This window comes from Agrobacterium sp. CFBP 3001 (genome assembly GCF_027871605.1).
Lineage (GTDB): Bacteria > Pseudomonadota > Alphaproteobacteria > Rhizobiales > Rhizobiaceae > Agrobacterium > Agrobacterium leguminum.
The window spans coordinates 518,770-540,299 of sequence record NZ_JAQAHD010000001.1 but is presented as its reverse complement, the minus strand read 5'-3'; the positions used below and the strand labels follow the sequence as shown (position 1 = coordinate 540,299).

The window sequence follows — 21,530 nt, the reverse complement described above, 5'->3', positions numbered from 1 at the left end:
TAGGAGTACGCCGCGCCGGCCGCTTGCAGATCTCCCCCCTTGAGGGGGAGATGTCCGGCAGGACAGAGGGGGGTAAGCGGCTGACACCACGTTACTTGCCTTGCGCCCGCGCCAAATCTTCAGCTTGCGCGGCCAGAATCTCGCGGACCTTCGCCACCAGATCGGCCTCCGGTACGCTGACCTGCGCCACGCGCGCCTCGCGCCAGCTGGCATTGTCCTCGATCTCGCCGGAGAGGCGCTTGCCTTCGATCAGATCCTTGATCTGCACCACACCTTCGGCGCGCTCGTCACCGCCCTGGATGATGGCGATGGGCGAGCCGAGACGGTCGGCATATTTCAGCTGGTTGCCGAATTTCTTCCAGTTGCCCTGGTACATTTCAGCACGGATGCCTTCGGCACGCAGCGCCTGGGTGAAGCGCTGGTAACGGCCCATGCTTTCCACATCGCCATCCATGACGGTGATCAGAACCGGTGCGAGCGGCTTGACCTGACCGAGCTTGCCGAGGTTCTTAAGCGCCGTCATCAGGCGCGAAACGCCGATGGAGAAACCCGTGGCCGGAACCGGCTGGCCCATGAAGCGCGAAACGAGGCCGTCATAACGGCCGCCGCCGCCGACGGAGCCGAACACGACCTTTTCACCCTTTTCATTGGTGACGTCGAATATCAGCTCGGCCTCATAGACCGGGCCGGTGTAATATTCGAGGCCGCGAACGACCGAGGGGTCGATCTTGATGCGCGTCGCATCGTAACCGGCACTGGTGACCAGAGCGCCGATGATGTTCAGCTCCTCAACGCCTTCCTCGCCTTTCGAGGTGCCCGCAACCAGTTTGGCCAGATCATCGGCGCTTGCCGCATAATCCTTGATGCCGACGAAAAACAGCACCTTTTCGATCTGTTCCTCGCCAAGACCAGCGCCCTTGGTGAAATCACCGGATTCATCCTTGCGGCCGGGGCCGAGCAGCAGCTTCACGCCTTCAGGACCGAACTTGTCGAGCTTGTCGATGGCGCGCAGCACGTTCAGCCGACGACCGGCATTGTCCTCACCGCCGAGACCGATGGCTTCCATGACGCCGTCCAGCACCTTGCGGTTGTTGACGCGAATGACATAGTCGCCGCGCTGAATTCCGAGCGCTTCCAGCGTATCGGCCATCATCATGCACATTTCGGCATCGGCCTGCACTCCGGCAGCGCCCACCGTATCGGCATCGAACTGCATGAACTGCCGGAAGCGGCCGGGGCCGGGCTTTTCATTGCGGAAGACATAACCGGCGCGATAGGTGCGGTAGGGCAGCTGGATTTCGTTGAAATTTTCCGCAACATGACGGGCGAGCGGCGCGGTCAGATCGTAGCGCAGGCTCATCCACTGGTCGTCATCGTCCTGCAGCGAAAACACGCCTTCGTTCGGGCGATCGCTATCCGGCAGGAACTTGCCGAGCGCATCGGTGTATTCAAACAGCGGGGTTTCCACCGGATCGAAGCCATAAAGCTCATAGACCCTGCGGATCTTCTCGATCATCTCGTTGGTGGCATGAATATCGGCAACCGAGCGATCCACGAAGCCGCGCGGCAGGCGGGCTTTCAGTTTCTGAGGCTTTTTTGCTTTTTCGCTCATGATGCCGATCCGATATTTTCCTGAAATTATGCCGGTGTATTAGAGGATGAAGCCCGGTGCGGCAAGCCGCAAAGGCTCCGGTTTTACTGGCCGCTGCGGCCAAGCGGTGCTATATGGGATACATGTATCCCAATTCGGATCGGGAAGGACGCGACCCATGAGCAAACAGACGGCCATACGCCTGCCTGATGAGACCTATGAGCGGCTGAAAGCGCTTTCCGAGCGCACCGGCCGCACATCCGCCTATTACATCCGCGAGGCGATCGAGAAACATATCGAGGATATGGAGGACCTCTATCTTGCGGAGGAGGCGACGCGGCGCATCCAACGTGGAGAATCGAAGATTGTAAGCGCCGAGGAGTTCTGGCGTGATCTGGACAATTGAATATCACACGCTTGTCCAGAAAGAGATGCGCAAGATAAATCCGGAAATGCGCCAGCGAATCCGGAGTTTTCTGCATGAACGATTGGCGGCACTGGATGATCCACGCCAGACCGGCGCCGCCCTGCAAGGCTCCGAACTCGGAAATTTCTGGCGCTACCGGGTGGGCGATTACCGCATCATCTGCGATATACAGGACCACAAGCTCGTCGTGCTGGTGGTCGAAATCGGCCATCGCCGTGAAATCTACCGTTAGGCATTCATGATCCTCGAAGCCCTGCAATATGCCGCCACGCGCGCGGTCACGCCGAAAGAATTCCGGCCGCATATCCGCTATTCCGTCAACCTCTGGGCGCGCGCCAACCGCTGCGCCAAAGCCTGGGCGGAGCATGAAAACAACAGCCGGCAATTCGTGCTGCAATCGGCCAGAAAGCTGAAGCAGCGGCGAACGGCCGTCGTGCTGGGGTCTGGCCTGTTACGCGATGTGCCCTATGATGCGCTGGTGGCGATGTTCGATACGGTCGTGCTGGTCGATCTGGTGCATCTCGCCAGCGTGCAGGCGAAGCTGCGCCTCAATGCCAAAAAGAATGTCCGCATCGCCAACCGCGATCTTTCCGGCTTTGACGATGTTCTCGCCGGTCGGCCGGCGGAACCGCTCGATTTCCTGCGGCGGGTGCCCTATCTCGATCTCGTGGTATCGGCCAATCTCCTGTCACAGATCGGCACCGGCGCACGCCACCGGCTGGAGCGGGAAAAGATCGCAAATGCCCCGTACGATCTTCTGCCGAAGCTCATTCACACCCATCTGGAAGCGCTGGCTGGCCTGCCCTGCAAGGCCTGCCTGATAACGGACACCTACTTCGACGTCATCGGCAAAGACGGCAACCTGCACCAGCATGAAGACCTGCTGCATGGCATCGAGCTTCCCGCCCCCGCCGCATGGGAATGGCTGCTCGCCCCGTTTGGCGAGGAAAGCAGGGATTATCGCATCGTGCATCATGTCATCGCGCGTGAACTGACCTGATCGTCATGCTTATTCCATAATTCCAGCGGTAAATTCACGCCATGTCGCAAGTGGTCCGCACATTGATGTTCCTTGCCTGCCTGCTATACGGCGCAATGCCGGCGCAGATGGCGATGAGCATGTCGATGGCCACCGGCATGGCAGCGTCCTCGCAAGTGCCAATGAAACATGACGGTGCCCATTCGCATCGAGCCCCGGATCGGGACCAAGTGTCTCGGGCGCATGCGGAAAATGGGGCTCATGGAGGGGGCAAGGGCGGTTGCTCCCCGCATGGTGACGATGCCGCACATCCCGGTTCCTGCGCCGCCTGCCTGATCGTTGTTCCGCGAACGATCTTCGCCGACAGCGGCCGCGTGACCTTTGACTATCCCAAGCCGCAGCGCGGCATCGTCTTTCACGGCAAGGCTTCCGCGCCGCCGCTACCGCCTCCCCGCGCCTGACCCCAGATTTTTTCAGACCCGTCTTCGAAAAATCCGTCAGACACAGGAAGGATAATCCATGTCTATCAAGACCATTACGCTCGCCGCCGCTTTTGCGGCCTCTCTCGCCATGCCCGTTCTCGCACAGGAAGCGGGCGGCCATGCCGGACATGACATGTCAAAAGGCACTATGAGCGACAGCGCTTCCACCAAGGCCTTCATGGAAGCCAGCAAGAAGATGCATGGCGATATGGCCATCGATTATAGCGGCGATGCCGATGTCGATTTCGTGCGCGGCATGATCCCGCACCATCAGGGCGCAATCGATATGGCCAAGGTGCAGTTAAAATACGGCAAGGACCCGGAAATCCGCAAGCTGGCTGAAGAAGTCATCAAGGCGCAGGAAGGCGAGATCGCCATGATGAAGGCCTGGCTGAAGTCCAAGGGCAAGTGACGACCGCAATTGTCAAACGGGGAGCGCCGGCTGGCGCTCCCTCCCCACAAGGTTACAACCCTGCGAGACCGGCCTTGTAGTCCTCCGAGGCCGCACGGCTGAGGCGCTCCAGCTCCATGGCCGCCCGGCTGGTATGGCGTTCCTTGTGGCGCAGCAAAGCGAAGTTGCGGGCAGGCAGATCGATGCCGGCTCGGACCAGCAGCCCCTGCCGCAAAAACAGCGAGGCGACGGAGGCGGAAACTGCCGTGGCCGCGCCGCCGGAGCGTGCCGCCATCACCACCGCCTCATTGGACGGCAGTTCCAGCATGACGGACAGTTCAGCGGGGTCCACCCCCATCTGCCGCACCGCCGCCTCGAAGGCGGAGCGGGTGCCAGAGCCCTGTTCGCGCAGAACCCATGAGGTGCCGTAGAGCATATCGAGCGCGGTGAGATAACGGCCATCCGCGAAGGGATGGGCCGAACCGGTGACCACCAGAAGCTTGTCGGAGACGACCGGCTGCACCATCAAGGCCGGCTCATCGATCCTGCCTTCGATGAAACCGACCTCTGCCAGACCGTCGAGCACGGCCTGTGTAACCGTCTTGGTATTGCCGATATCGAGCCGCACGGTCACGCCCGGATAAAGCTTCTTGAACTGCATCAGGATCGGCGGCAGCCAGTAGCTTGCAATCGTCTGGCTGGCGCAGACGGTGATTTCGCCGCGCGTCAGCCCACCCATTTCAGAGAGAATCAATTCCGCATTGCGCACACGCGCCAGCGTCGCCTTCGCTTCGCCCAGAAACGCCCGGCCGCTTTCCGTCAGTTCGATGTTGCGGCCGACGCGATGGAACAGCTCGACATTATAAAAGGCCTCGAGATTCTTGATGGCGGAGCTGACGGCGGAGGCGGTCAAACCGATGGCTTCGGCGGCCCTTGTGAGGTGCTCGCGTTCGGCAACGGCGATGAAGATGCGGAGTTGTTCGAAGGTCATGGCTTTTCATTCGATTTTATCGAATAATATATGCCATATTATTTGATAGAATAAAACAGGCCGCTACGGCATTGTCTGGCCATGGCACAACATCGCACCCTCGCTCATCCCTTTCAGTTTTCGCTTCGCTGGCTCACCCCGCTTCTGCCGGGCATTCTCATCTGCGCGGCGGTCAGCTGCGCCGCCATTCTGGCGGAGCGCTTTCAGGTGCGGCTTGCAGGCCATGCATGGCTCGGCGATCTGGTGCTCGCCATTCTGATCGGCACGCTGCTGCGTTCGCTGGTGTCTCTGCCCGCGGTTGCCTCGGCCGGCATCAAATTCAGCGCCAAGACGCTGCTTGAAATCGCGGTGGCGCTTCTCGGCGCATCCTTGAGCCTCTCCATCCTCAAAGGTGCCGGCGGTTTGCTGATCGGCGGCATTGCGCTGATCGTGGCGCTGTCGCTGATCGTCAGCTATGCCGCCGGGCGGATGCTCGGTCTGCCGCCCAAGCTTGCGACGCTGATCGCCTGCGGCAACTCCATCTGCGGCAATTCCGCGATTGCCGCCGCCGCACCCGCCATCGGCGCCAAGCCGGAAGATGTCGCCGCCTCGATTGCCTTCACGGCCGTTCTCGGCGTCGCCGCCGTGCTGCTGATGCCGTTCCTGCCGCAGCTTCTGGGTCTCGACGCCACCCAATATGGCATTTTCGCCGGGCTGACGGTCTATGCCGTGCCGCAGGTTCTGGCTGCCACAGCCCCGCTCGGCGCAATCGCCGTGCAGACCGGCACCATCGTCAAGCTCATCCGCGTGCTGATGCTGGGGCCTGTGATCGCCGCCCTCTCCGTCATCCATGGCCAGTCCGGCACGGAACGCCTGAGATTGCAGCAGATGGTTCCGTGGTTCATCATCGCCTTCGTGCTGATGATCATGGCCCGGTCCTTCGGCATCATTCCCGAGGCTCTGATCGGCCCTGTCGCCTCGCTTTCCAACATTCTCACCATCATGTCGATGGCGGCGCTGGGCCTTTCGGTCGATATTCGCAGCCTTCGTCATGCCGGCGGCAAGGTTATCATCGCCGCCAGCCTTTCGCTCGTGCTGCTTGGTGTCTTGAGTTTCGGCCTGATCGTGCTGACCCAGGCGGCCTAAGCAAAAGGCGGCTGTTATTTCCCGGTGCTGACCGTCAGCGTGTAATGCGCGCCGAGACCGCGGCGTGGCGAGCCCAGAATAAGCGTCGGGCGGATCAGCCACTCCGTATCCGCCTTCGGCGTCAGCGTTGCGACCTTGCCTTCGGAATCGCTGAAGAAGATCGCGTCCTCATCCGGCGTCGAAAAATCGAAGACCGCCATCAGCACGAATTCGCTGGAGGCGGCAAGCTCGATCTTCACCGTTTGCCCAGCCTTCACCTTCAGGCGATAGACATCGCCGCGCCCGCGCCGCGTCCAGCCGTCAAGCTTCAGCGGCCCGGCTGGCGGCAGCGCCACCTGCTTCAGCCTTTCGCCGTCATCGAGCCAGATACCGTCGACATTGCGGCCTTCCGCGAAGGAGGCATGCGGCACGGCGGCCACGGCCATGGTGAGAGCCAGAAGAAGGGAGGTTACCTTCATGGACGTACAAACTCCCGCCGCATGGCCTCTATCGGCTGGCGGCAATGACAGCCTTCGATATGGTCGTTGACCATACCCATGGCCTGCATGAATGCATAGACGGTCGTCGGGCCGACGAAACTCCAGCCCCGCTTCTTCAGGTCCTTCGAAAGGCGGATGGAGGCGTCGCTGGTGGGGTTGGCCCTTAACGTCGCATAGTCCAGCCTTTGCGGCCTTTCTGCGGCGGCCGGTTCGAAACCCCAGAAATAACGGGCGAGCGAACCGAATTCATCGCGCAACTCCATGGCGCGGCGGGCATTGTTGATGGTCGAGACGATCTTGCCGCGATGGCGGATGATGCCCTTGTCGGCAAGGCATCGCTCGATATCGGCCTCACCGAATTCCGCCACTTTTTCGAATTCGAAGTTGGCGAAGGCGAGACGGAACGCCTCGCGCTTGCGCAGAACCGTCAGCCAGGAAAGGCCGGACTGGAAACCTTCCAGACAGATCTTCTCGAAAAGGCGGCGATCGTCGGTGACGGGATAACCCCATTCCTCGTCGTGGTAACGGCTGTAATCCGCAAGCCCCTGCTGCCAGAAACACCGCACAAGGCCATCCGCGCCCGTTTCAAGTCCCGCTTCATTCATTCCGCAACCACCCTTTTCCGCTCCCGCCCGTGACCGGTTCAGACCGCGCACTTACCACTCATTCACCACGTTTCAAAACCGTGTGCTAACCTTAAATCCAGCTTTCCATAATCAAGCGCTTTTTAATGAACAGCCATTTACGATTCGCTGGCGTCGAGGTGCGAACGTGTCCGGCAAAGCGGGCAAACAGTCCCGCAAATCCATAGTTGCGACATCCCGCAGAGAGAGTCCACCCGATGACGATGAAGTCCGTTTTTCTGGCGCTGAGCCTCGTTTCCACCTTTGCCGCCCCGGCCGCCATGGCCAATGAGCGTTATCGCGAGCGCCCGCCCGTCGTCGTCAGCCCGGATCTTTCCGCCCCCTGGGTCACCCAGCTCGGCGGTCGCGGCAATGTGCGCCCCGTGGTTTATCCGCGCGCGCCTGCCGCACGCCAGCCGTTCTTCCAGCAGCGCCAGGCCGCCATGCCGCAGCGCCCCAGCTCCGGCGTCACATCGCAGCGCCCGGCACGGGTGCAGAATGCCGCCGTCCGCCCCAATGCGCCGGTGCGCACCCAGATCGCGCCGCAATTCCTGCCGCAGATCGTCACCTACCCGACCAATGAAAAACCCGGCACCATCGTCATCGATACGCCGAACCGTTTCCTCTATCTCGTGCTCGCCGATGGCAAGGCCCGGCGGTACGGCGTTGGCGTCGGAAAGCCCGGTTTCGAATGGGCCGGCACCCACAAGGTAACCCGCAAGGCGGAATGGCCGAGCTGGACCCCGCCGAAGGAAATGATCAGCCGCGAGGCGAGGAAGGGACACTATCTGCCTGCCTTCATGGAAGGGGGGCCGGCGAACCCGATGGGCGCGCGCGCCATGTATCTCGGCTCGACGCTTTATCGCATCCACGGCACCAACCAGCCGTGGACGATCGGCAGCAACAATTCCTCCGGCTGCATCCGCATGCGCAACGAGGATGTCACCGATCTTTACGAGCGCGTCAACGTCGGAACCAAGGTCATTGTGATATGACGGCAACGGTTCAGCCTTTCCGGCCGCTTCAGGGCCGGTGTGGCGGCGTATCCGCTTGAATTGCCGCCTTGCGGCGGTACAATCCGGCTCACTTCATTGGAATGAAACTTGGCGGGGGACGCCAGGAGCCGGACCTCTCTCAGGGGGATGATGGAACGGCCTTAAAACGGGTGGTCAATCGGCCGCCCGTTTTTCGTTTCTGTCATTCAAATGTTATCAAAAAACGGTTTGGTGAATTACTGATATCAATCTGGATTCACTTCATGCCGCGCCATACTTTATTTGTTTGCGCCCTGCTGTTCAGCGGCGTTTCCTTCTCTGCCGCAATCGCGGGCGAATTTGAAATTTCCGGTTATGGCGGCTGGCAAAGCGCGCCGCACAGCGATGTGAAGGTTTCCGACGGGCCGGATTTCCGGGCCGGATGGGAAGGCAAGTCGTTTTCCAATCCGCCCTATTGGGGCGTGCGCGGCACCTACTGGTTCGATGAGGGCCAGCTGCGGAATTTCGGCATCTCGCTCGATTTCACCCATGACAAGGTCTATGCCGACGACCAGACGCTTGCCCGCTCCGGCTGGTCGCATTTCGAATTCACCGACGGCCTGAACCTACTGACGCTCAACGCGCTCTACCGTTTTCCGCTGGAATCGCTGCCGATCACCCCTTACGTGGGCGCCGGCGTCGGCATCAACGTGCCGCATGTGGAAGTATACCGCCCATCAGGCAAGACCTTCGAATATCAGTTCGGCGGCGCAACCCTGCAGGCGCAGGCCGGCCTCAGCTACCGCATCACCGACAACTGGTCGACCTTCGTGGAATATAAGGGCACCTATTCCTTCGTCGACGTCGATATCGACAATGGCGGCTCGTTGAAGACCGATATCATCACCAATGCGGTGAATTTCGGCGTGGCGTATAAGTTCTAGCTCTCTTCCCTCATTCCTGTGCTTGTCACAGGAATCCAGCCGACGTGCGTCTGCACGGCGGGGAGAGTCCCTTCAGCCCAAGGACTTGGGCTGACTGGATCCCTGTGACAAGCACAGGGATGAGGAGAAGCCTTTAGAAAGGTGCGCGGCCCCAATCTATACGTCACGCACCGTCATGCAGGATCGCTGCCTTATCGGCACACCACGCTCTAAACCGAAAGCCTCGCCGGTTTCGGCCCGCCATAGGCCCAGTCCAGCAACTCCACCGTGTGCAGGATAGGCATATCCGTGCCGGTTCCGATCTGCGTGATGCAGCCGATATTGCCGGTGGCGATGACATCCGCCCGGGTGGCCTCGATGTTCTTCACCTTGCGCGCCTTGAGTTTGGCGGAAATCTCCGGCTGCAGGATGTTGTAGGTTCCGGCCGAGCCGCAGCAGAGATGCCCTTCCGCCGGATCGCGCACAGTAAAACCCGCCGCCTTCAGGAGTTGTTTCGGGGCAAGCGTGATCTTCTGGCCATGCTGCATGGAGCACGCCGAATGATAGGCGACCGTCAGACCCTGGCTTTGCCCTTGCGGCAGATCGAGGGTGGCGAGATATTCAGTGACGTCCTTCGTCAAAGCCGAGACCCGCGCGGCTTTTTCGGCGTAAGCTGGATCGAGTCGCAGCATGTGACCGTAATCCTTGATGGTGGTGCCGCAGCCGGAAGCGGTGATGATGATGGCGTCGAGACCGCCGCTTTCCATCTCACGCGTCCAGACATCGACATTGCGCCTTGCCGAGGCGAGCGCCTCTTCCTCGCGGCCCATATGATGCACCAGCGAACCGCAGCAGCCCTCCCCCTTCGGCACCACGACCTCGATGCCGAGCCGCGCCAGAAGGCGCAGCGTCGCCTCGTTGATACCGGGATCGAGCACCGGCTGGGCGCAACCGGTGAGGATGGCGACGCGTCCACGCTTCTCGCCCTCGGCCGGCCGCTCTCCCGGACGGGTTGACGCGGAGGCCGCAGGCACGGCGGCGGGGGCGAGAGCGAGCATGGATTGCAGCGGCCTCAGCGCCGGAACTTTGGCAAGCAGGCCGGAGAAAGGCCGCGCCAGCCGGGCCAGATGCAGCGCCAGCCGGAAACGGGCTGGATGAGGCAGGACAGCAACCAGAAGATTGCGGATCAGCCGATCCATAAAGGGGCGCTTGTAGGTCTGTTCGATATGGGCGCGGGCATGATCGACCAAATGCATGTAATCCACGCCGGAGGGACAGGTGGTGGTGCAGGCAAGGCAGGAGAGGCAGCGGTCGATACGGGTGACGACCTCGCGGTCTGCCGGGCGGCTGTTTTCCAGCATATCCTTGATGAGGTAGATGCGGCCGCGCGGGCTGTCCAGCTCGTTACCGAGCGTGACATAGGTGGGACAGGTGGCGGTGCAGAAGCCGCAATGCACACATTTGCGCAGGATTTTTTCGGATTCCGCCACATGCGGATCGGCCAGCTGTTCGGGCGTGAAGGATGTTTGCATGGTTCAGACGGCCCCTTCCATCGTTACGGCCATCTTGCCGGGATTGAAGATGCCCGCCGGATCGAGCTTCTCCCTGATACGCGCAGAAAGCAGCGCTTCCGCCGCCGGGCGCGGTTCGAAGGCAGCGACCGTGGCGCGCACCGCATCGCTCGCCCTCACCAAAGTTGCATGGCCGCCGCCGAGCGCCCGGATCGCGCCGCGCAGTAAATCCGCCTCGGGGTCCGCCTCCATCTGCATCCACACGAGGCCGCCCTGCCAGTCGTAAAAGGCGTCGATGCCCGCTTCCATGCGCAGCGCCGCGACAAGCTGATGACCAACCGAAGGCGCGACCGATACTTTCCACAAGGGCTTCGCCGCCTGTCCGGCATAGGGCGCGACATCGCGCACCTGACGCCACAAAAGCCCGCTTTCCTCACCCTCCAGCAGCGCCCACGGCCCGACCCGGTCCATGACGGAAAGGAGTTTGGCCGTGCGCGCCTCCACCGAGGCGGAAAGCCCTTCCAGCCGCAGGATGGTCGCCGGACCGTCCGGCAATCCGCCCTCGATGAAACGGGAACGAACGCTTTCCGGCAGATGCGCCGCGCCGGAAACCTCGACGCTCATCGCCATCGCCGCCGCCATGATGCGCGTCGCCGCTTCATCGTCGAGACCGGAAACGACCACGGTTTTTTCCGCAGGCGGTTTCGGCAGCACGCGGAAGGTGACTTCTGTGAGGAAACCGAGCGTGCCGAAAGACCCGGCCAGGAACTTCGACAGATCGAGCCCGGTGACATTCTTCATCACCCGGCCGCCGGCCTTGATGACCTCACCGCTGCCATTGACGAAACGGATACCCAGCAGGCTGTCACGTGCGGCGCCCGCCACATAACGGCGGGGGCCGGAAACATTGGCGGCGAAGACACCGCCAATGGTCGGCTCACCTTCGGTGCCCATGATCGGGCGGTGATCCATAGGCTCGAAGGCCGTCATCTGGCGGTTTTCTGCAAGGGCGGCTTCGACGGTTGCGAGCGGGGTTCCGGCCTTGACGGTCATGACCATTTCGGCGGGCAGGTAGGAGACGATGCCGTTCATGGCGCGGGAAGAGAGTGCTTCATCTGCTGCGACAGCATTGCCGAAACCGGAGCGGGTGTTGCCGCCAAGGATTTTCAGCGCGGCTTTTCGGGCGGCGTGGTCGCGGATGATGTCGGCGACCTGGGTTTCTGCGTAGGGGGTCAGCATGTGGTGGCGGGCTCCGGGCATGGGGTGGCGAGGTTTGCGCGAGGGATACCCCCCTCTGCCCTGCCGGGCATCTCCCCCTCAAGGGGGGAGATCGGCAAGAGGCTGGCACATCGTTTCAATTGCACCGTTCGAGAATTGAGCGGGAGGTCGCCGCTTGTCGATCTCCCCCCTTGAGGGGGAGATGCCCGGCAGGGCAGAGGGGGGTAAACCACACCCACCACCGTCACGAAATTCACACCCATCATCCCCTCCCCTCCAGCGGAAACACCTTGGAAGGGTTCATCAGCCAGCCCTCATCGAAAGCCGCACGCACCGCCATCTGCTGGGCAAGATCGGCCTCACCATACTGGTGGCGCATCAGATCCCGTTTTTCGATGCCGACACCATGTTCGCCGGTCAGGCAGCCGCCGGCATCGACGCAGAGCTTCAATATTTCATTGCCTGCCTCTTCGGCGCGGGCCGCATCCTCCGGATCGGTGGCGTTGAACAGGATGAGTGGGTGCATATTGCCATCGCCGGCATGGAAGACATTGGCGACGCGCAGGCCGAGGCGGTCGGTGATTTCGCTCGTCTTTTTCAGCACGTAGGAAAGCTGGGAGAGCGGCACGGTGCCATCCATGCAGATATAATCCGCGATGCGGCCGGTTGCGCCGAAGGCGGATTTGCGGCCTTTCCAGATCGCCGCCGCCTCCATGGCCGACTGGCATTCCTTCACCGTCTTCACGCCATGTTTCCGGGCAATCGCCACGATGTCGGCCAGCATGGCGTCCATTTCCGCCTCGGAGCCTTCGACCTCGACAATCAGCAGCGCGCCGACATCCAGCGGATAGCCCGCTTTGGCAAAAGCCTCGCAAATTTCGATGGCTGGCTTGTCCATGAATTCGATGGCGACCGGGATGATGCCCGCGCCGATAATATCGGCCACGCAGGAGCCGGCCTCCTCCGACGTCTCGAAGCCGAACAGCACCGGTCGCGCACCTTCCGGCCTGGCGATCAGCCGCACCGTCGCTTCCGTCACGATACCGAGCTGGCCTTCCGAGCCGCAGACGAGGGCGAGCAGATCGTAGCCGGCGGCATCGAGGTGCTTGCCGCCCAGCTCCAGCACTGTGCCATCCACCAGCACCATTTTCACGCCAAGCAGATTATTGGTGGTGACGCCGTATTTCAGGCAATGCGCGCCGCCGGAATTCATGCCGATATTGCCGCCGATGGTGCAGGCAAGCTGCGAGCTGGGGTCCGGTGCATAAAAGAAACCTTCAGCACCTGCCGCATCGGAAATGGAAAGATTGGTGACGCCCGCCTGCACCCGCGCCGTACGGTTATAAAAATCCAGTTCGAGGATCGAAGCCATCTTGGAAAGGCCGATCACCACCGCATCCTCCTGCGGGATCGCGCCGCCCGACAGGGAGGTGCCGGCGCCGCGCGGCACGACCGGAATACCGTAACGGTGGCAATATTTCATCACCGCCGCCACTTCTTCCGTCGTTTTCGGCAACGCCACGGCCAGCGGCAGGCGGCGATAGGAAACGAAGGCGTCGGTTTCGAAAGGCACGAGTTCGCGCGGCTCGTGCACAAGACAGTCCGCGGCCAGAATATCCTTGAGGTCCGCTATGATGCGGTCGCGGCCTGCGACGACTTTCGCGCGCGGCTCCAGAAACTTGATCGGCTGCGTCACCGCCCCTCCTCCATGCCATCTCACCAACTGGTATTCTTTCTTTACCACTTTGAAACGGCGCAATCAAATGTTATGGATTTTTTCCTTTCTGGAAACAATCGAGGGCAACTATGACGAATCTGGGTGATCTGGAAGTCTTCGCAAGCGTTGCCGCCTCCGGCAGCATGTCGCTGGCCGCAAGGGAGCTTGGTTATTCGCCCGCCGTCATTTCCAAGCGCATCAAGCGGCTGGAAGAAAAGCTCGGCGCGCGGCTTTTCCAGCGCACCACACGGCAAATCTCGCTGACCGAAGCGGGACAGGGCTTTTACGAGCGGGTGCTTGCCGTGCTGGAAGGGCTGGAAGAGGCCGAGGATTTCGTCTCCGGCCGCGCCAATACGGTCAACGGCACGCTGAAGGTCTCCGCGCCGACTTCCTTCGGGCGCATGCATATCGCGCCGCATCTGAAAGGTTTCATGGAGCGGCATCCTGATCTTTCGGTCAATCTGGTGCTGAGCGACGAATTCATCGACATCATCGAGGGTGGTTACGATCTGGCCATCCGTATCGCCGATCTCAATTCCTCCAGCCTCGTGGCCCGCAGGCTGGCGCCAGTGCGCCGCGTGCTTTGCGCTTCGGCGGAATACGTTGCTGCCCATGGTATGCCCGCGACAATCGAGGATCTGAAAAAGCACCGCTGCCTGCCGGCCCATAATAACGATGTCTGGCGGCTGGAAGGACCGAGCTGCGCGATGAGCATTCGCCCGGAGGGGATGCTCATCACCAATTCCAGCGAGGTGATCCGCGAGGCGGTGATATCGGGGCTCGGCATTGCGTTGCGCTCCACCTGGGATATCGGCCATGAATTGCGCAGCGGCAAGCTGGTGCAGGTTCTGCCGGGTTATGAGGGATCGCGAAACGTCACGCTCTCGGCGGTTTATCCGAGCCGGCAGTTCCTGCCTGCGAAGGTTCGGCTGTTCATCGATTATCTCGCCGGGCTTTATGGGCCTTCACCCTATTGGGAGCAGGGTTGAGGCAGGCGTCGCGTCCGCACCACCTATCCTCCCTCATCCCTGTGCCCGTCACAGGGATCCAGCCAGCCCAAGTCCTTGGGCTGAAAGGAGTCCTTCCCGCCGCGCGGACGCGCGTCGGCTGGATTCCTGTGACAAGCACAGGAATGAGGGAAACTTGGCCCTCAACGCCCGCCCTCGGCATGGGAGCGGCGGATGCGGCGCACCACCCACCAGACGCCGAGGACCGCGAAGGGAACGGAGATGCCGGTGACGACGGCGGGGTCGAGCGGCAGCACATAATGGCTGATCGCCTTGGTGAGATAACCGATGAGGCCGACAACATAATAGGAAATGGCGGCGACCGAGAGGCCTTCGACCGTCTGCTGCAGGCGAAGCTGCATGGCGGCGCGCTTGTTCATGGTGTTGAGCAACACCGTATTCTGCCGTTCCAGTTCCACGTCGATCCAGCTTCGGACGAGCGCCGTGGCGCGATAGAGCTTGCGCGACAGGTTGGCCTGCCGCTCCTCCACCGACTGGCAGGTGCGCATGGCCGGCGCCATGCGCCGTTCTAGAAAGCTGCCCATGGTCTCGTGGCCCTGCACCGGGGTTTCCGCAAGCGCACGGATACGTTCGCGCACGATGCCGTCATAGGCGCGGCTGGCGCCGAAACGATAGAGGCTGAGCGCGGCATTGGCTTCCAGTTCGGCCGCAAGCCGGGTCATTTCCGCCAGCAGCGCGTCCGCCTCGTCGCGCGCCCCGTTTTTCATGCGCTGGGTGATACCCGTCAGGCCATCTTCGATACGGCGGATTTCCGGCGAGAGCGTCTGCGCCATCGGTAGACCGAGCATGGCAAGGGTGCGATAGGTCTCGATATCCAACAGCCGCTGCACCAGCGCGCCGCGGCTGTAATCGCTCAAGCCCCGGTCGATCACCAATATCTGTGTCAGCCCGTCGCGATCCTGCCGGAAATCGGTGAGGATCGCCGCCTGACCGTCGCGCACGTCGCTGTGACAGAGGCTGGTCGGCTCGAAGATCGTCTCCGCCTCAGACGCCACGCCATTTTCCGGGCGGATTTCCAGCCGCACGCCCGAGATCAGCGAGCCGGGCGGCGAAAAGCCGTCGCCGAAGGGATCGCCGGCAATCTCGCCGCCGAATTTTTCCGGCGCAGGGCCATCCCAGAACCAGGTCGAGAATTCGGTATGCCGCTCCCAGCGCAAGGTCCCCTGCCCCCAGGGCATGGCATGGTGGCGGGCATCGCGCTCCGGTGGCGCGACACCGCGGCTGCGCGACATTTCCGCGATGACCGAGTGATGCACGGCCGAACCACCATCCATCATGAAGGCAAGCTGGACGATGATGCGCGAGGGTGCGAGAAGCACCGTCGGTCGCGCATGAACCTCCCCGAGCGCCAGCGATCTTTCCGGCGCGCTTGCGAAAGCAAATCTACCCTTGGCCATTGCGATATCGTCCCCGCCTGTTGCGCCGGTTTTATTAGAGCATTGATCGCGATGAAAACACCGCAATCGAAGCCGTTGTCATTGTTTTGATCCACCTGGCGGAAAAATCCGCTATCCTGTCCTGCCGCTGCATTAACAAAAGCCAATTCGAAAAGGCAGATGCCGTGTTGCCGCAGGCATGGCACGGACGAGGCGTGTAACTGGATAGAATATTTGACCAGTACGATGCTTCGCTGATAATTTGCCCCCATCGAAATACGGGGCGGGATTTCGCCGGAGACTTCTGCGATGGACGAAACGCTTTTTGCGCGCATCGAGCACAGCCGCACATCGCAGGAGGTGATCCTACGCTTCGAGGAACTGATCCTCGACGGCATATTGCGCGATGGCGACAGGCTGCCCGGCGAGCGCGAACTGGCGCAACGCCTCGATGTCTCGCGGCCGATCCTGCGGGAAGCGCTGAAGGAGCTTGAGACCCGTGGCCTCCTTACCAGCCGGCATGGCGGCGGCACCTATGTTGCCGATATTGTCGGCCCGGTCTTTTCAGACCCCTTGAGCGCGCTGATTACCCGCCACAGCCGGGCGACGCGCGATTTCCTCGAATATCGCCGCTATATCGAAGGCATGACCGCCGAACTTGCCGCACAGCGCGCGACCGAGCCGGACAGGCGCAACCTCGCCGCCATCGTGGACAGAATGCGGGAAGCGCATGAGGCGGGCCGTTTCGAAGAAGAGCTTGCGGGCGATGTGGAATTTCACAACGCCATCGGCGAAGCGGCGCATAATATCGTGCTGATGCACACGTTGCGCTCCTGCTATCGGCTTCTGAGCGATGACATCTTCTACAATCGCCATCTCATCTTCACTGTCGCGGGCGCCCATGACGAGGTGCTGAGGCAACATATCGCCATCCACGATGCGATTGCCGCCGGCGATGCGGCTGCGGCAAGGGCGGCGGCGGAGGCCCATATCGACTTCATCGTGGAGACGACATCCAAGGCGCATCAGGCGCGGGAATGGGACCGGATTTCGCGCCTGAGGCAGCAGCAGCGAAGCCTCTGAAAACGCCATCCGGCGAAATGCGGCACCCGGTTTTTTCAGATTTTGATGGAACCTTTTGTGCGCTTTGGTCTTTTTATCGGGTTAATTGGAAAAATTTACCAAGATGGGACCCATGACGACCACGAGCGAAACTGAACGCTATCCGCGGATAGCTCTCATATCGACGCATGGCTATGTCGCCGCGCACCCGCCGCTGGGCGCTGCGGACACCGGTGGACAGGTGGTTTATGTGCTTGAGCTTGCACGCAAACTCGGCCAGCTCGGTTATACTGTCGATCTTTACACCCGCCGCTTCGAAGACCAGCCGGAATTCGATGAGGTCGATGAGCGCGTCCGCGTGGTGCGCATTCCCTGCGGCGGGCGCGATTTCATTCCCAAGGAATATCTGCACCGTCACCTGATGGAGTGGTGCGAAAATGCACTGCGCTTCATCAAGAAAAACGACCTGAATTATTCGTTCATCAACAGCCATTATTGGGATGCGGGCGTCGCCGGCCAGCGGCTTTCCGAAGCGCTGAAAATCCCACATTTGCACACGCCGCATTCGCTCGGCATCTGGAAAAAGCGCCAGATGGAAACCGACTATCCGGAAAAGGCCGATACGTTCGAACTGGAATTCAACTTCAGGGAACGTATCCAGCACGAGCTGATCATCTATCGGAGCTGCGATATGGTGATTGCCACGACGCCGGTGCAGCTCGACGTTCTGATCGAGGATTACGGTCTGAAGCGCAAGCACATCCACATGATCCCGCCGGGTTATGACGACAACCGTTTCTTCCCTGTTTCCGATGCGACGCGGCAGATGATCCGGCAGCGTTTCGGTTTCGAGGGCAAGACGGTGCTGGCGCTCGGACGCCTTGCGACCAACAAGGGTTATGACCTGCTGATCGACGGTTTTTCCGTGCTTGCCGAACGCGAACCGGAAGCCCGGCTGCATCTGGCGGTCGGCGGCGAGAATATGGACGAGCAGGAAACCACGATCCTCAACCAGTTGAAGGAGCGGGTGAAAGCGCTCGGCCTAGAGGATAAGGTGGCTTTTTCCGGTTATGTCGCGGATGAAGACCTGCCGGACATCTATCGCGCGGCCGATCTCTTCGTGCTTTCCAGCCGTTACGAACCTTTCGGCATGACCGCTATCGAAGCGATGGCGAGCGGCACGCCAACCGTCGTTACCATTCATGGCGGGTTGTTCCGGGCCGTCAGTTATGGCCGCCATGCGCTGTTCGCCGATCCTTTCGACAAGGAAGACCTCGGCATCACCATGATGAAGCCGTTCAAGCATGAGCGACTTTACGGGCGGCTTTCCCGCATGGGGGCGCACAAGGCGCGCAGCCTGTTCACATGGACCGGCATTGCCCAGCAGCTTCTCGCCCTTGTGGAAGGCAGAACCATGATGCCGGTTCTGGAAGAAGCCGATTGGGCCGAACCATGGAACGACGGCGATTGAAACCGCTTCGCCTTTTTTCCACCGATCTCGACGGAACCGTCGTCGGCGATAACAACGCCACGCGCCGGTTCCGCGATTTCTGGCATTCGTTGCCGGAGGGTCAACGTCCCCTTCTGGTTTTCAACAGCGGCCGGCTGATCGACGACCAGCTTGCGCTCATCGAAGAGGTACCGCTGCCGCAGCCCGACTACATCATCGGCGGGGTCGGCACCATGCTGCACGCGAAAGAGCGAGGCGAGCTGGCAAACGCCTATACACAGTCCCTCGGCACCGGTTTCGACCCCCAGAAGATTGCCGAGGTCATGGCCGGAATTCCCGGTGTGACGATGCAGGAGGAGCGTTACCAGCACGGCTTGAAATCGAGCTGGTTCCTGTATGACGCCGATGACGCCGCGCTCGAAGAGATTGAGGCCGCACTTGTCGCGGCCGATATCGATGCCCGTATCGTCTATTCCAGCGACCGCGACCTCGACGTCTTGCCGAAAGCCGCCGATAAGGGTGCCGCGCTGACATGGCTATGTGGACAACTACAGATCGGCCTCGACGAATCAGTGGTTGCAGGCGATACTGGCAATGATAGGGCGATGTTTGAGCTAAAGAATATTCGCGGCGTGATCGTGGGCAATGCCCTGCCGGAGCTCGTCTCGCTGACATATCATGATACGCGCTTCTTTCACTCGGCTGCGAAGGAGGCGGACGGTGTGGTCGAAGGCCTCCGGCACTGGGGATTAACCCCGGACTAAAAACAGCCCCGGCTACAATTCATAGCGGCTTTGCAATCCGTATGCTTGAAGGCGGGCGGAGAGGGTATTACCGCATCGGCTGTCCGGCCGGGGAACCACCCGGTCGCAGCTTTGTTCGCATATCTACCATGCCCACCTTTGCCCGCAGGCTTCATCAGCGTGAAGACAGTAGTGGGTTATGGGTGAAAGGGGATTGGCGGAACTTACGGCACATCTATATTAGCAATTGTCACTACCCAGCAAAAAAGGATCAATCCGGATTGAAGATTTTGAATCGATTGGCGACAGATGTTGGCTTGATGTTGCGCAGACCGCCGCGACAGCAATATGCGGCGCTGTGCTATCGATTGTCCAAGAAGAATCCGGAGCCGGAAGTGTTGCTGCTGACCAGCCGGGATACGGGACGCTGGGTCATTCCCAAGGGCTGGCCCATGGCCAACAAGAAGGCCCATGCGGTGGCCGAGCAGGAAGCCTATGAGGAAGCCGGTGTCAAAGGCACGGTGGAAAAGGCGCCCTTCGGTTATTACGAATATGAGAAAAAGCTGAACAGCGGCGTCAACGTACCGTGCAGGGTTCAGGTGCATCTGCTCGAAGTTTCGGAGATGCAGGAAAGCTTTCCCGAAAAGCAATCCAGACGGCTGGAATGGGTCAGTCCCCAGGAAGCGGGAAAACGCGTCAACGAGCCGGAATTGAAAGCACTGATGCACGCTTTCGACAAACGGATGACGCATTCGAAATAGCGCGCCCGCCCCGAACGTGGCAATGTGCAGTTTGTTTTTCCAACATGGCTTTTATCGTCTTTCCTTTTGGAAAGATGTGCGAGATGTAACAGTCTTTCTGTAAAATTGCCTTCAACCTGCGACACTGCCGGACGAAAGGGAATGCTGGCAAACGAGGTCTGAATGGCAATCAAGCCGCCATCGAATATGAAACCGACGCTCGACAAGGATCTCGACAAGATTACCCGTGTCGAAGAGGCGACGCTGCATGTCACGCAGCAGCTTGCCGGCCTTGGCGCGGGGTTCATGTTCGTTGTCCTGGCGGCCATCTTCGCCGGCGTCTTCGTCACCGGCACCGCGGGTTCGGTCATCATCATCGCCGCCGTCGCCATCGGCGCCTATATGGCTATCAATATCGGCGCGAATGACGTCACGAACAATGTCGGCCCGGCGGTTGGGGCCAAAGCCATGCCGCTTGCCGCCGCCCTCATCATCGCCGCCATCTGCGAGATTGCCGGCGCGCTGATCACCGGCGGCAATGTGGTCGAGACCATCTCCAGCGGCATCATCAATATCGAGACAATTCCCGACAGGACCGCCTTTTCATGGGCAATGCTGTCGGCGCTTCTCGCCGCCGGCCTTCTCGTCAATATCTCGACATGGACCAAGGCGCCGATTTCCACCACCCATACGGTGGTGGGCGGGGTTGCGGGAGCGGGAATGGCCGCCTATGGGGCGAAGGCGGTCGACTGGATTTCGCTCGGCAGCATTGCCTTCGCATGGGTTCTGGCACCGTTCATCAGCGCCATCATCGCCGTCGCCATCCTTGCTTTCATTAAGGAATTTATCATTTACCGCGAGGACAAGCTCACCTCCGCCCGACTGTGGGTTCCGGTTCTCATCGGTTTGATGGCGGGCGTCTTTATGGCCTATCTCATCTGGGTCGGATTGCGGCAGCTCATGCATGTGTCGCTTGGCCATGCCAGCCTCACAGGGCTGGTGACCGGGCTCGTGGTCTGGCGGCTCTGCGTGCCGATCATCCGCAAACAATCGGAAGGATTGGAAAACCGCAACCAGTCGCTTCGAATCCTGTTCCAGTGGCCGCTGGTTCTCGCCGCCGGCCTTATGTCTTTCGCCCATGGGGCGAACGACGTTTCGAACGCCATCGGGCCCGTTGTTGCCATCGTGCGGGCCCTGCATGACGAGGCGGTGAGCACATCCGCCCGTGCACCGATGTGGGTAATGCTGGTCGGCGCCTTCGGGCTTTCCTGCGGTATTCTTCTTTATGGCCCGCGCCTTATCCGTCTCGTCGGCGAGCAGATCACCAAGCTCAATCCGATGCGCGCCTTCTGCGTTTCCGTGGCCACGGCGCTCACCGTGCTCGTTGCCTCACGCTTCGGCCTTCCGGTCAGCACCACCCATACGGCAATCGGCGCGGTGTTCGGCGTCGGTTTCTTCCGCGAATGGTACACGCAATCGTCGCGGCGGCGGCAGGAGCTCGTTCAGGCTGGTGACGGCAGGCCCCGCCGGTCCGAAAGATATGCCGACAATCCTTCCGAGATACGCCGCCGTTATCTCGTCCGCCGCTCCCACTTCATGACGATCATCGCCGCCTGGCTGGTCACCGTTCCTTCCAGTGCAGCGCTTGCGGCGCTGCTCTACTGGCTCATGTCGTCCCTCTTTCTCTGAACCTGAAACAG

General features: G+C 60.9%; 22 protein-coding genes. 14 read left to right on the top strand and 8 right to left on the bottom strand.

Annotation, left to right across the window (positions count from 1 at the left end):
• Positions 1-91: 91 nt before the first annotated feature.
• A complete protein-coding gene (gene hisS / locus PH605_RS02635; RefSeq protein ID WP_142843988.1) occupies positions 92-1,612 on the bottom strand; it encodes a histidine--tRNA ligase in 1,521 nt (506 codons plus the stop codon).
• Between the two features lie 157 nt (positions 1,613-1,769).
• Here hisS and relB point away from each other — a divergent pair, with 157 nt between their 5' ends.
• Genes relB through copM form a run of 5 tightly spaced genes read left to right on the top strand, consistent with a single transcriptional unit; the run spans position 1,770 to position 3,891 of the window.
• Complete coding sequence (gene relB, locus PH605_RS02630) at positions 1,770-1,997, top strand: type II toxin-antitoxin system RelB family antitoxin (RefSeq protein ID WP_142843989.1); 228 nt, start codon at positions 1,770-1,772, stop codon at positions 1,995-1,997.
• Complete coding sequence (locus PH605_RS02625; protein WP_142843990.1) at positions 1,981-2,250, top strand: type II toxin-antitoxin system RelE family toxin; 270 nt, start codon at positions 1,981-1,983, stop codon at positions 2,248-2,250. Before relB ends, PH605_RS02625 begins: the two co-directional genes overlap by 17 nt.
• 6 nt (positions 2,251-2,256) lie before the next feature.
• Positions 2,257-3,018, top strand: coding sequence for a hypothetical protein (locus PH605_RS02620; RefSeq protein WP_142843991.1), 762 nt, complete (start codon positions 2,257-2,259; stop codon positions 3,016-3,018).
• A 41-nt stretch (positions 3,019-3,059) separates the two neighbouring features.
• The gene (locus tag PH605_RS02615; RefSeq protein ID WP_237680905.1) at positions 3,060-3,458 is read left to right on the top strand and encodes a hypothetical protein; all 399 of its coding nucleotides are present in this window, start codon (positions 3,060-3,062) and stop codon (positions 3,456-3,458) included.
• 58 nt (positions 3,459-3,516) lie between these two features.
• Positions 3,517-3,891, top strand: a complete 375-nt coding sequence (copM, locus tag PH605_RS02610; RefSeq protein ID WP_142843992.1) for a CopM family metallochaperone — start codon at positions 3,517-3,519, stop codon at positions 3,889-3,891.
• A gap of 52 nt (positions 3,892-3,943) precedes the next feature.
• On the opposite strand, the gene PH605_RS02605 is transcribed toward copM, so the two are convergent.
• The gene (locus PH605_RS02605) at positions 3,944-4,861 is read right to left on the bottom strand and encodes a LysR family transcriptional regulator (RefSeq protein WP_080855993.1); all 918 of its coding nucleotides are present in this window, start codon (positions 4,859-4,861) and stop codon (positions 3,944-3,946) included.
• 81 nt (positions 4,862-4,942) lie between these two features.
• On the opposite strand from PH605_RS02605, the gene PH605_RS02600 reads away from it, so the two are divergent.
• Entirely contained in the window at positions 4,943-5,986 is a 1,044-nt protein-coding gene (locus PH605_RS02600; protein ID WP_121490399.1) for a YeiH family protein, read from the top strand.
• Positions 5,987-6,000: 14 nt separating this feature from the next.
• Here the strand turns inward: PH605_RS02600 and PH605_RS02595 are convergent, their stop codons facing one another.
• Positions 6,001-6,444, bottom strand: a complete 444-nt coding sequence (locus PH605_RS02595) for a hypothetical protein (RefSeq protein ID WP_003524901.1) — start codon at positions 6,442-6,444, stop codon at positions 6,001-6,003.
• Complete coding sequence (locus tag PH605_RS02590; protein ID WP_003524902.1) at positions 6,441-7,070, bottom strand: DNA-3-methyladenine glycosylase I; 630 nt, start codon at positions 7,068-7,070, stop codon at positions 6,441-6,443. The genes PH605_RS02595 and PH605_RS02590 overlap by 4 nt, the downstream gene beginning before the upstream one ends.
• A gap of 236 nt (positions 7,071-7,306) precedes the next feature.
• Between PH605_RS02590 and PH605_RS02585 the strand changes: the two genes are divergently transcribed.
• Together PH605_RS02585 and PH605_RS02580 are read left to right on the top strand one after the other, a co-directional pair.
• Positions 7,307-8,083: a L,D-transpeptidase gene (locus tag PH605_RS02585; protein ID WP_127756312.1), complete on the top strand. Its 777-nt coding sequence runs from the start codon at positions 7,307-7,309 to the stop codon at positions 8,081-8,083.
• A gap of 263 nt (positions 8,084-8,346) precedes the next feature.
• Positions 8,347-9,006 (top strand): outer membrane beta-barrel protein, encoded by a 660-nt coding sequence (locus PH605_RS02580; RefSeq protein WP_080817713.1) that lies wholly within the window; start codon positions 8,347-8,349, stop codon positions 9,004-9,006.
• 209 nt (positions 9,007-9,215) lie between these two features.
• Here PH605_RS02580 and glcF read toward each other — a convergent pair whose 3' ends face one another.
• From glcF to PH605_RS02565, 3 genes are all read right to left on the bottom strand, one after another.
• Positions 9,216-10,517, bottom strand: coding sequence for a glycolate oxidase subunit GlcF (glcF, locus tag PH605_RS02575; RefSeq protein ID WP_142843993.1), 1,302 nt, complete (start codon positions 10,515-10,517; stop codon positions 9,216-9,218).
• A gap of 3 nt (positions 10,518-10,520) precedes the next feature.
• Positions 10,521-11,735: an FAD-binding protein gene (locus PH605_RS02570; RefSeq protein WP_142843994.1), complete on the bottom strand. Its 1,215-nt coding sequence runs from the start codon at positions 11,733-11,735 to the stop codon at positions 10,521-10,523.
• Between the two features lie 241 nt (positions 11,736-11,976).
• Positions 11,977-13,410 carry an FAD-binding oxidoreductase gene (locus tag PH605_RS02565; protein ID WP_142843996.1) on the bottom strand — a complete coding sequence of 478 codons (1,434 nt, stop codon included), beginning with the start codon at positions 13,408-13,410 and terminating at the stop codon, positions 11,977-11,979.
• Positions 13,411-13,520: 110 nt separating this feature from the next.
• On the opposite strand from PH605_RS02565, the gene PH605_RS02560 reads away from it, so the two are divergent.
• On the top strand, positions 13,521-14,420 hold the full coding sequence (locus PH605_RS02560) for a LysR family transcriptional regulator (RefSeq protein ID WP_142843997.1): 900 nt from the start codon (positions 13,521-13,523) through the stop codon (positions 14,418-14,420).
• A gap of 161 nt (positions 14,421-14,581) precedes the next feature.
• Here PH605_RS02560 and PH605_RS02555 read toward each other — a convergent pair whose 3' ends face one another.
• Complete coding sequence (locus PH605_RS02555; protein ID WP_142843999.1) at positions 14,582-15,856, bottom strand: DUF3422 family protein; 1,275 nt, start codon at positions 15,854-15,856, stop codon at positions 14,582-14,584.
• Positions 15,857-16,144: 288 nt separating this feature from the next.
• Between PH605_RS02555 and PH605_RS02550 the strand changes: the two genes are divergently transcribed.
• The 5 genes from PH605_RS02550 to PH605_RS02530 all read left to right on the top strand — a co-directional run bounded on the left by PH605_RS02550 (position 16,145) and on the right by PH605_RS02530 (position 21,519).
• Entirely contained in the window at positions 16,145-16,918 is a 774-nt protein-coding gene (locus PH605_RS02550) for a FadR/GntR family transcriptional regulator (RefSeq protein WP_142844000.1), read from the top strand.
• Between the two features lie 103 nt (positions 16,919-17,021).
• Positions 17,022-18,368 (top strand): glycosyltransferase family 4 protein, encoded by a 1,347-nt coding sequence (locus tag PH605_RS02545; protein ID WP_161987672.1) that lies wholly within the window; start codon positions 17,022-17,024, stop codon positions 18,366-18,368.
• Entirely contained in the window at positions 18,365-19,111 is a 747-nt protein-coding gene (locus PH605_RS02540) for an HAD family hydrolase (protein WP_104679325.1), read from the top strand. Before PH605_RS02545 ends, PH605_RS02540 begins: the two co-directional genes overlap by 4 nt.
• 299 nt (positions 19,112-19,410) lie before the next feature.
• Positions 19,411-19,851, top strand: coding sequence for an NUDIX hydrolase (locus PH605_RS02535; RefSeq protein WP_065654391.1), 441 nt, complete (start codon positions 19,411-19,413; stop codon positions 19,849-19,851).
• A 162-nt stretch (positions 19,852-20,013) separates the two neighbouring features.
• Positions 20,014-21,519, top strand: coding sequence for an inorganic phosphate transporter (locus PH605_RS02530; RefSeq protein WP_065654392.1), 1,506 nt, complete (start codon positions 20,014-20,016; stop codon positions 21,517-21,519).
• Positions 21,520-21,530 lie beyond the last annotated feature (11 nt).

Coding starts and splice junctions, on each gene's coding strand:
- hisS (WP_142843988.1), bottom strand. CDS start 1,612: ATGAGCGAAAAAGCAAAAAAGCCTCAGAAACTGAAAGCCCGCCTGCCG.
- relB (WP_142843989.1), top strand. CDS start 1,770: ATGAGCAAACAGACGGCCATACGCCTGCCTGATGAGACCTATGAGCGG.
- PH605_RS02620 (WP_142843991.1), top strand. CDS start 2,257: ATGATCCTCGAAGCCCTGCAATATGCCGCCACGCGCGCGGTCACGCCG.
- PH605_RS02615 (WP_237680905.1), top strand. CDS start 3,060: ATGTCGCAAGTGGTCCGCACATTGATGTTCCTTGCCTGCCTGCTATAC.
- copM (WP_142843992.1), top strand. CDS start 3,517: ATGTCTATCAAGACCATTACGCTCGCCGCCGCTTTTGCGGCCTCTCTC.
- PH605_RS02605 (WP_080855993.1), bottom strand. CDS start 4,861: ATGACCTTCGAACAACTCCGCATCTTCATCGCCGTTGCCGAACGCGAG.
- PH605_RS02600 (WP_121490399.1), top strand. CDS start 4,943: ATGGCACAACATCGCACCCTCGCTCATCCCTTTCAGTTTTCGCTTCGC.
- PH605_RS02595 (WP_003524901.1), bottom strand. CDS start 6,444: ATGAAGGTAACCTCCCTTCTTCTGGCTCTCACCATGGCCGTGGCCGCC.
- PH605_RS02590 (WP_003524902.1), bottom strand. CDS start 7,070: ATGAATGAAGCGGGACTTGAAACGGGCGCGGATGGCCTTGTGCGGTGT.
- PH605_RS02585 (WP_127756312.1), top strand. CDS start 7,307: ATGACGATGAAGTCCGTTTTTCTGGCGCTGAGCCTCGTTTCCACCTTT.
- PH605_RS02580 (WP_080817713.1), top strand. CDS start 8,347: ATGCCGCGCCATACTTTATTTGTTTGCGCCCTGCTGTTCAGCGGCGTT.
- glcF (WP_142843993.1), bottom strand. CDS start 10,517: ATGCAAACATCCTTCACGCCCGAACAGCTGGCCGATCCGCATGTGGCG.
- PH605_RS02570 (WP_142843994.1), bottom strand. CDS start 11,735: ATGCTGACCCCCTACGCAGAAACCCAGGTCGCCGACATCATCCGCGAC.
- PH605_RS02560 (WP_142843997.1), top strand. CDS start 13,521: ATGACGAATCTGGGTGATCTGGAAGTCTTCGCAAGCGTTGCCGCCTCC.
- PH605_RS02555 (WP_142843999.1), bottom strand. CDS start 15,856: ATGGCCAAGGGTAGATTTGCTTTCGCAAGCGCGCCGGAAAGATCGCTG.
- PH605_RS02550 (WP_142844000.1), top strand. CDS start 16,145: ATGGACGAAACGCTTTTTGCGCGCATCGAGCACAGCCGCACATCGCAG.
- PH605_RS02545 (WP_161987672.1), top strand. CDS start 17,022: ATGGGACCCATGACGACCACGAGCGAAACTGAACGCTATCCGCGGATA.
- PH605_RS02535 (WP_065654391.1), top strand. CDS start 19,411: ATGTTGCGCAGACCGCCGCGACAGCAATATGCGGCGCTGTGCTATCGA.
- PH605_RS02530 (WP_065654392.1), top strand. CDS start 20,014: ATGGCAATCAAGCCGCCATCGAATATGAAACCGACGCTCGACAAGGAT.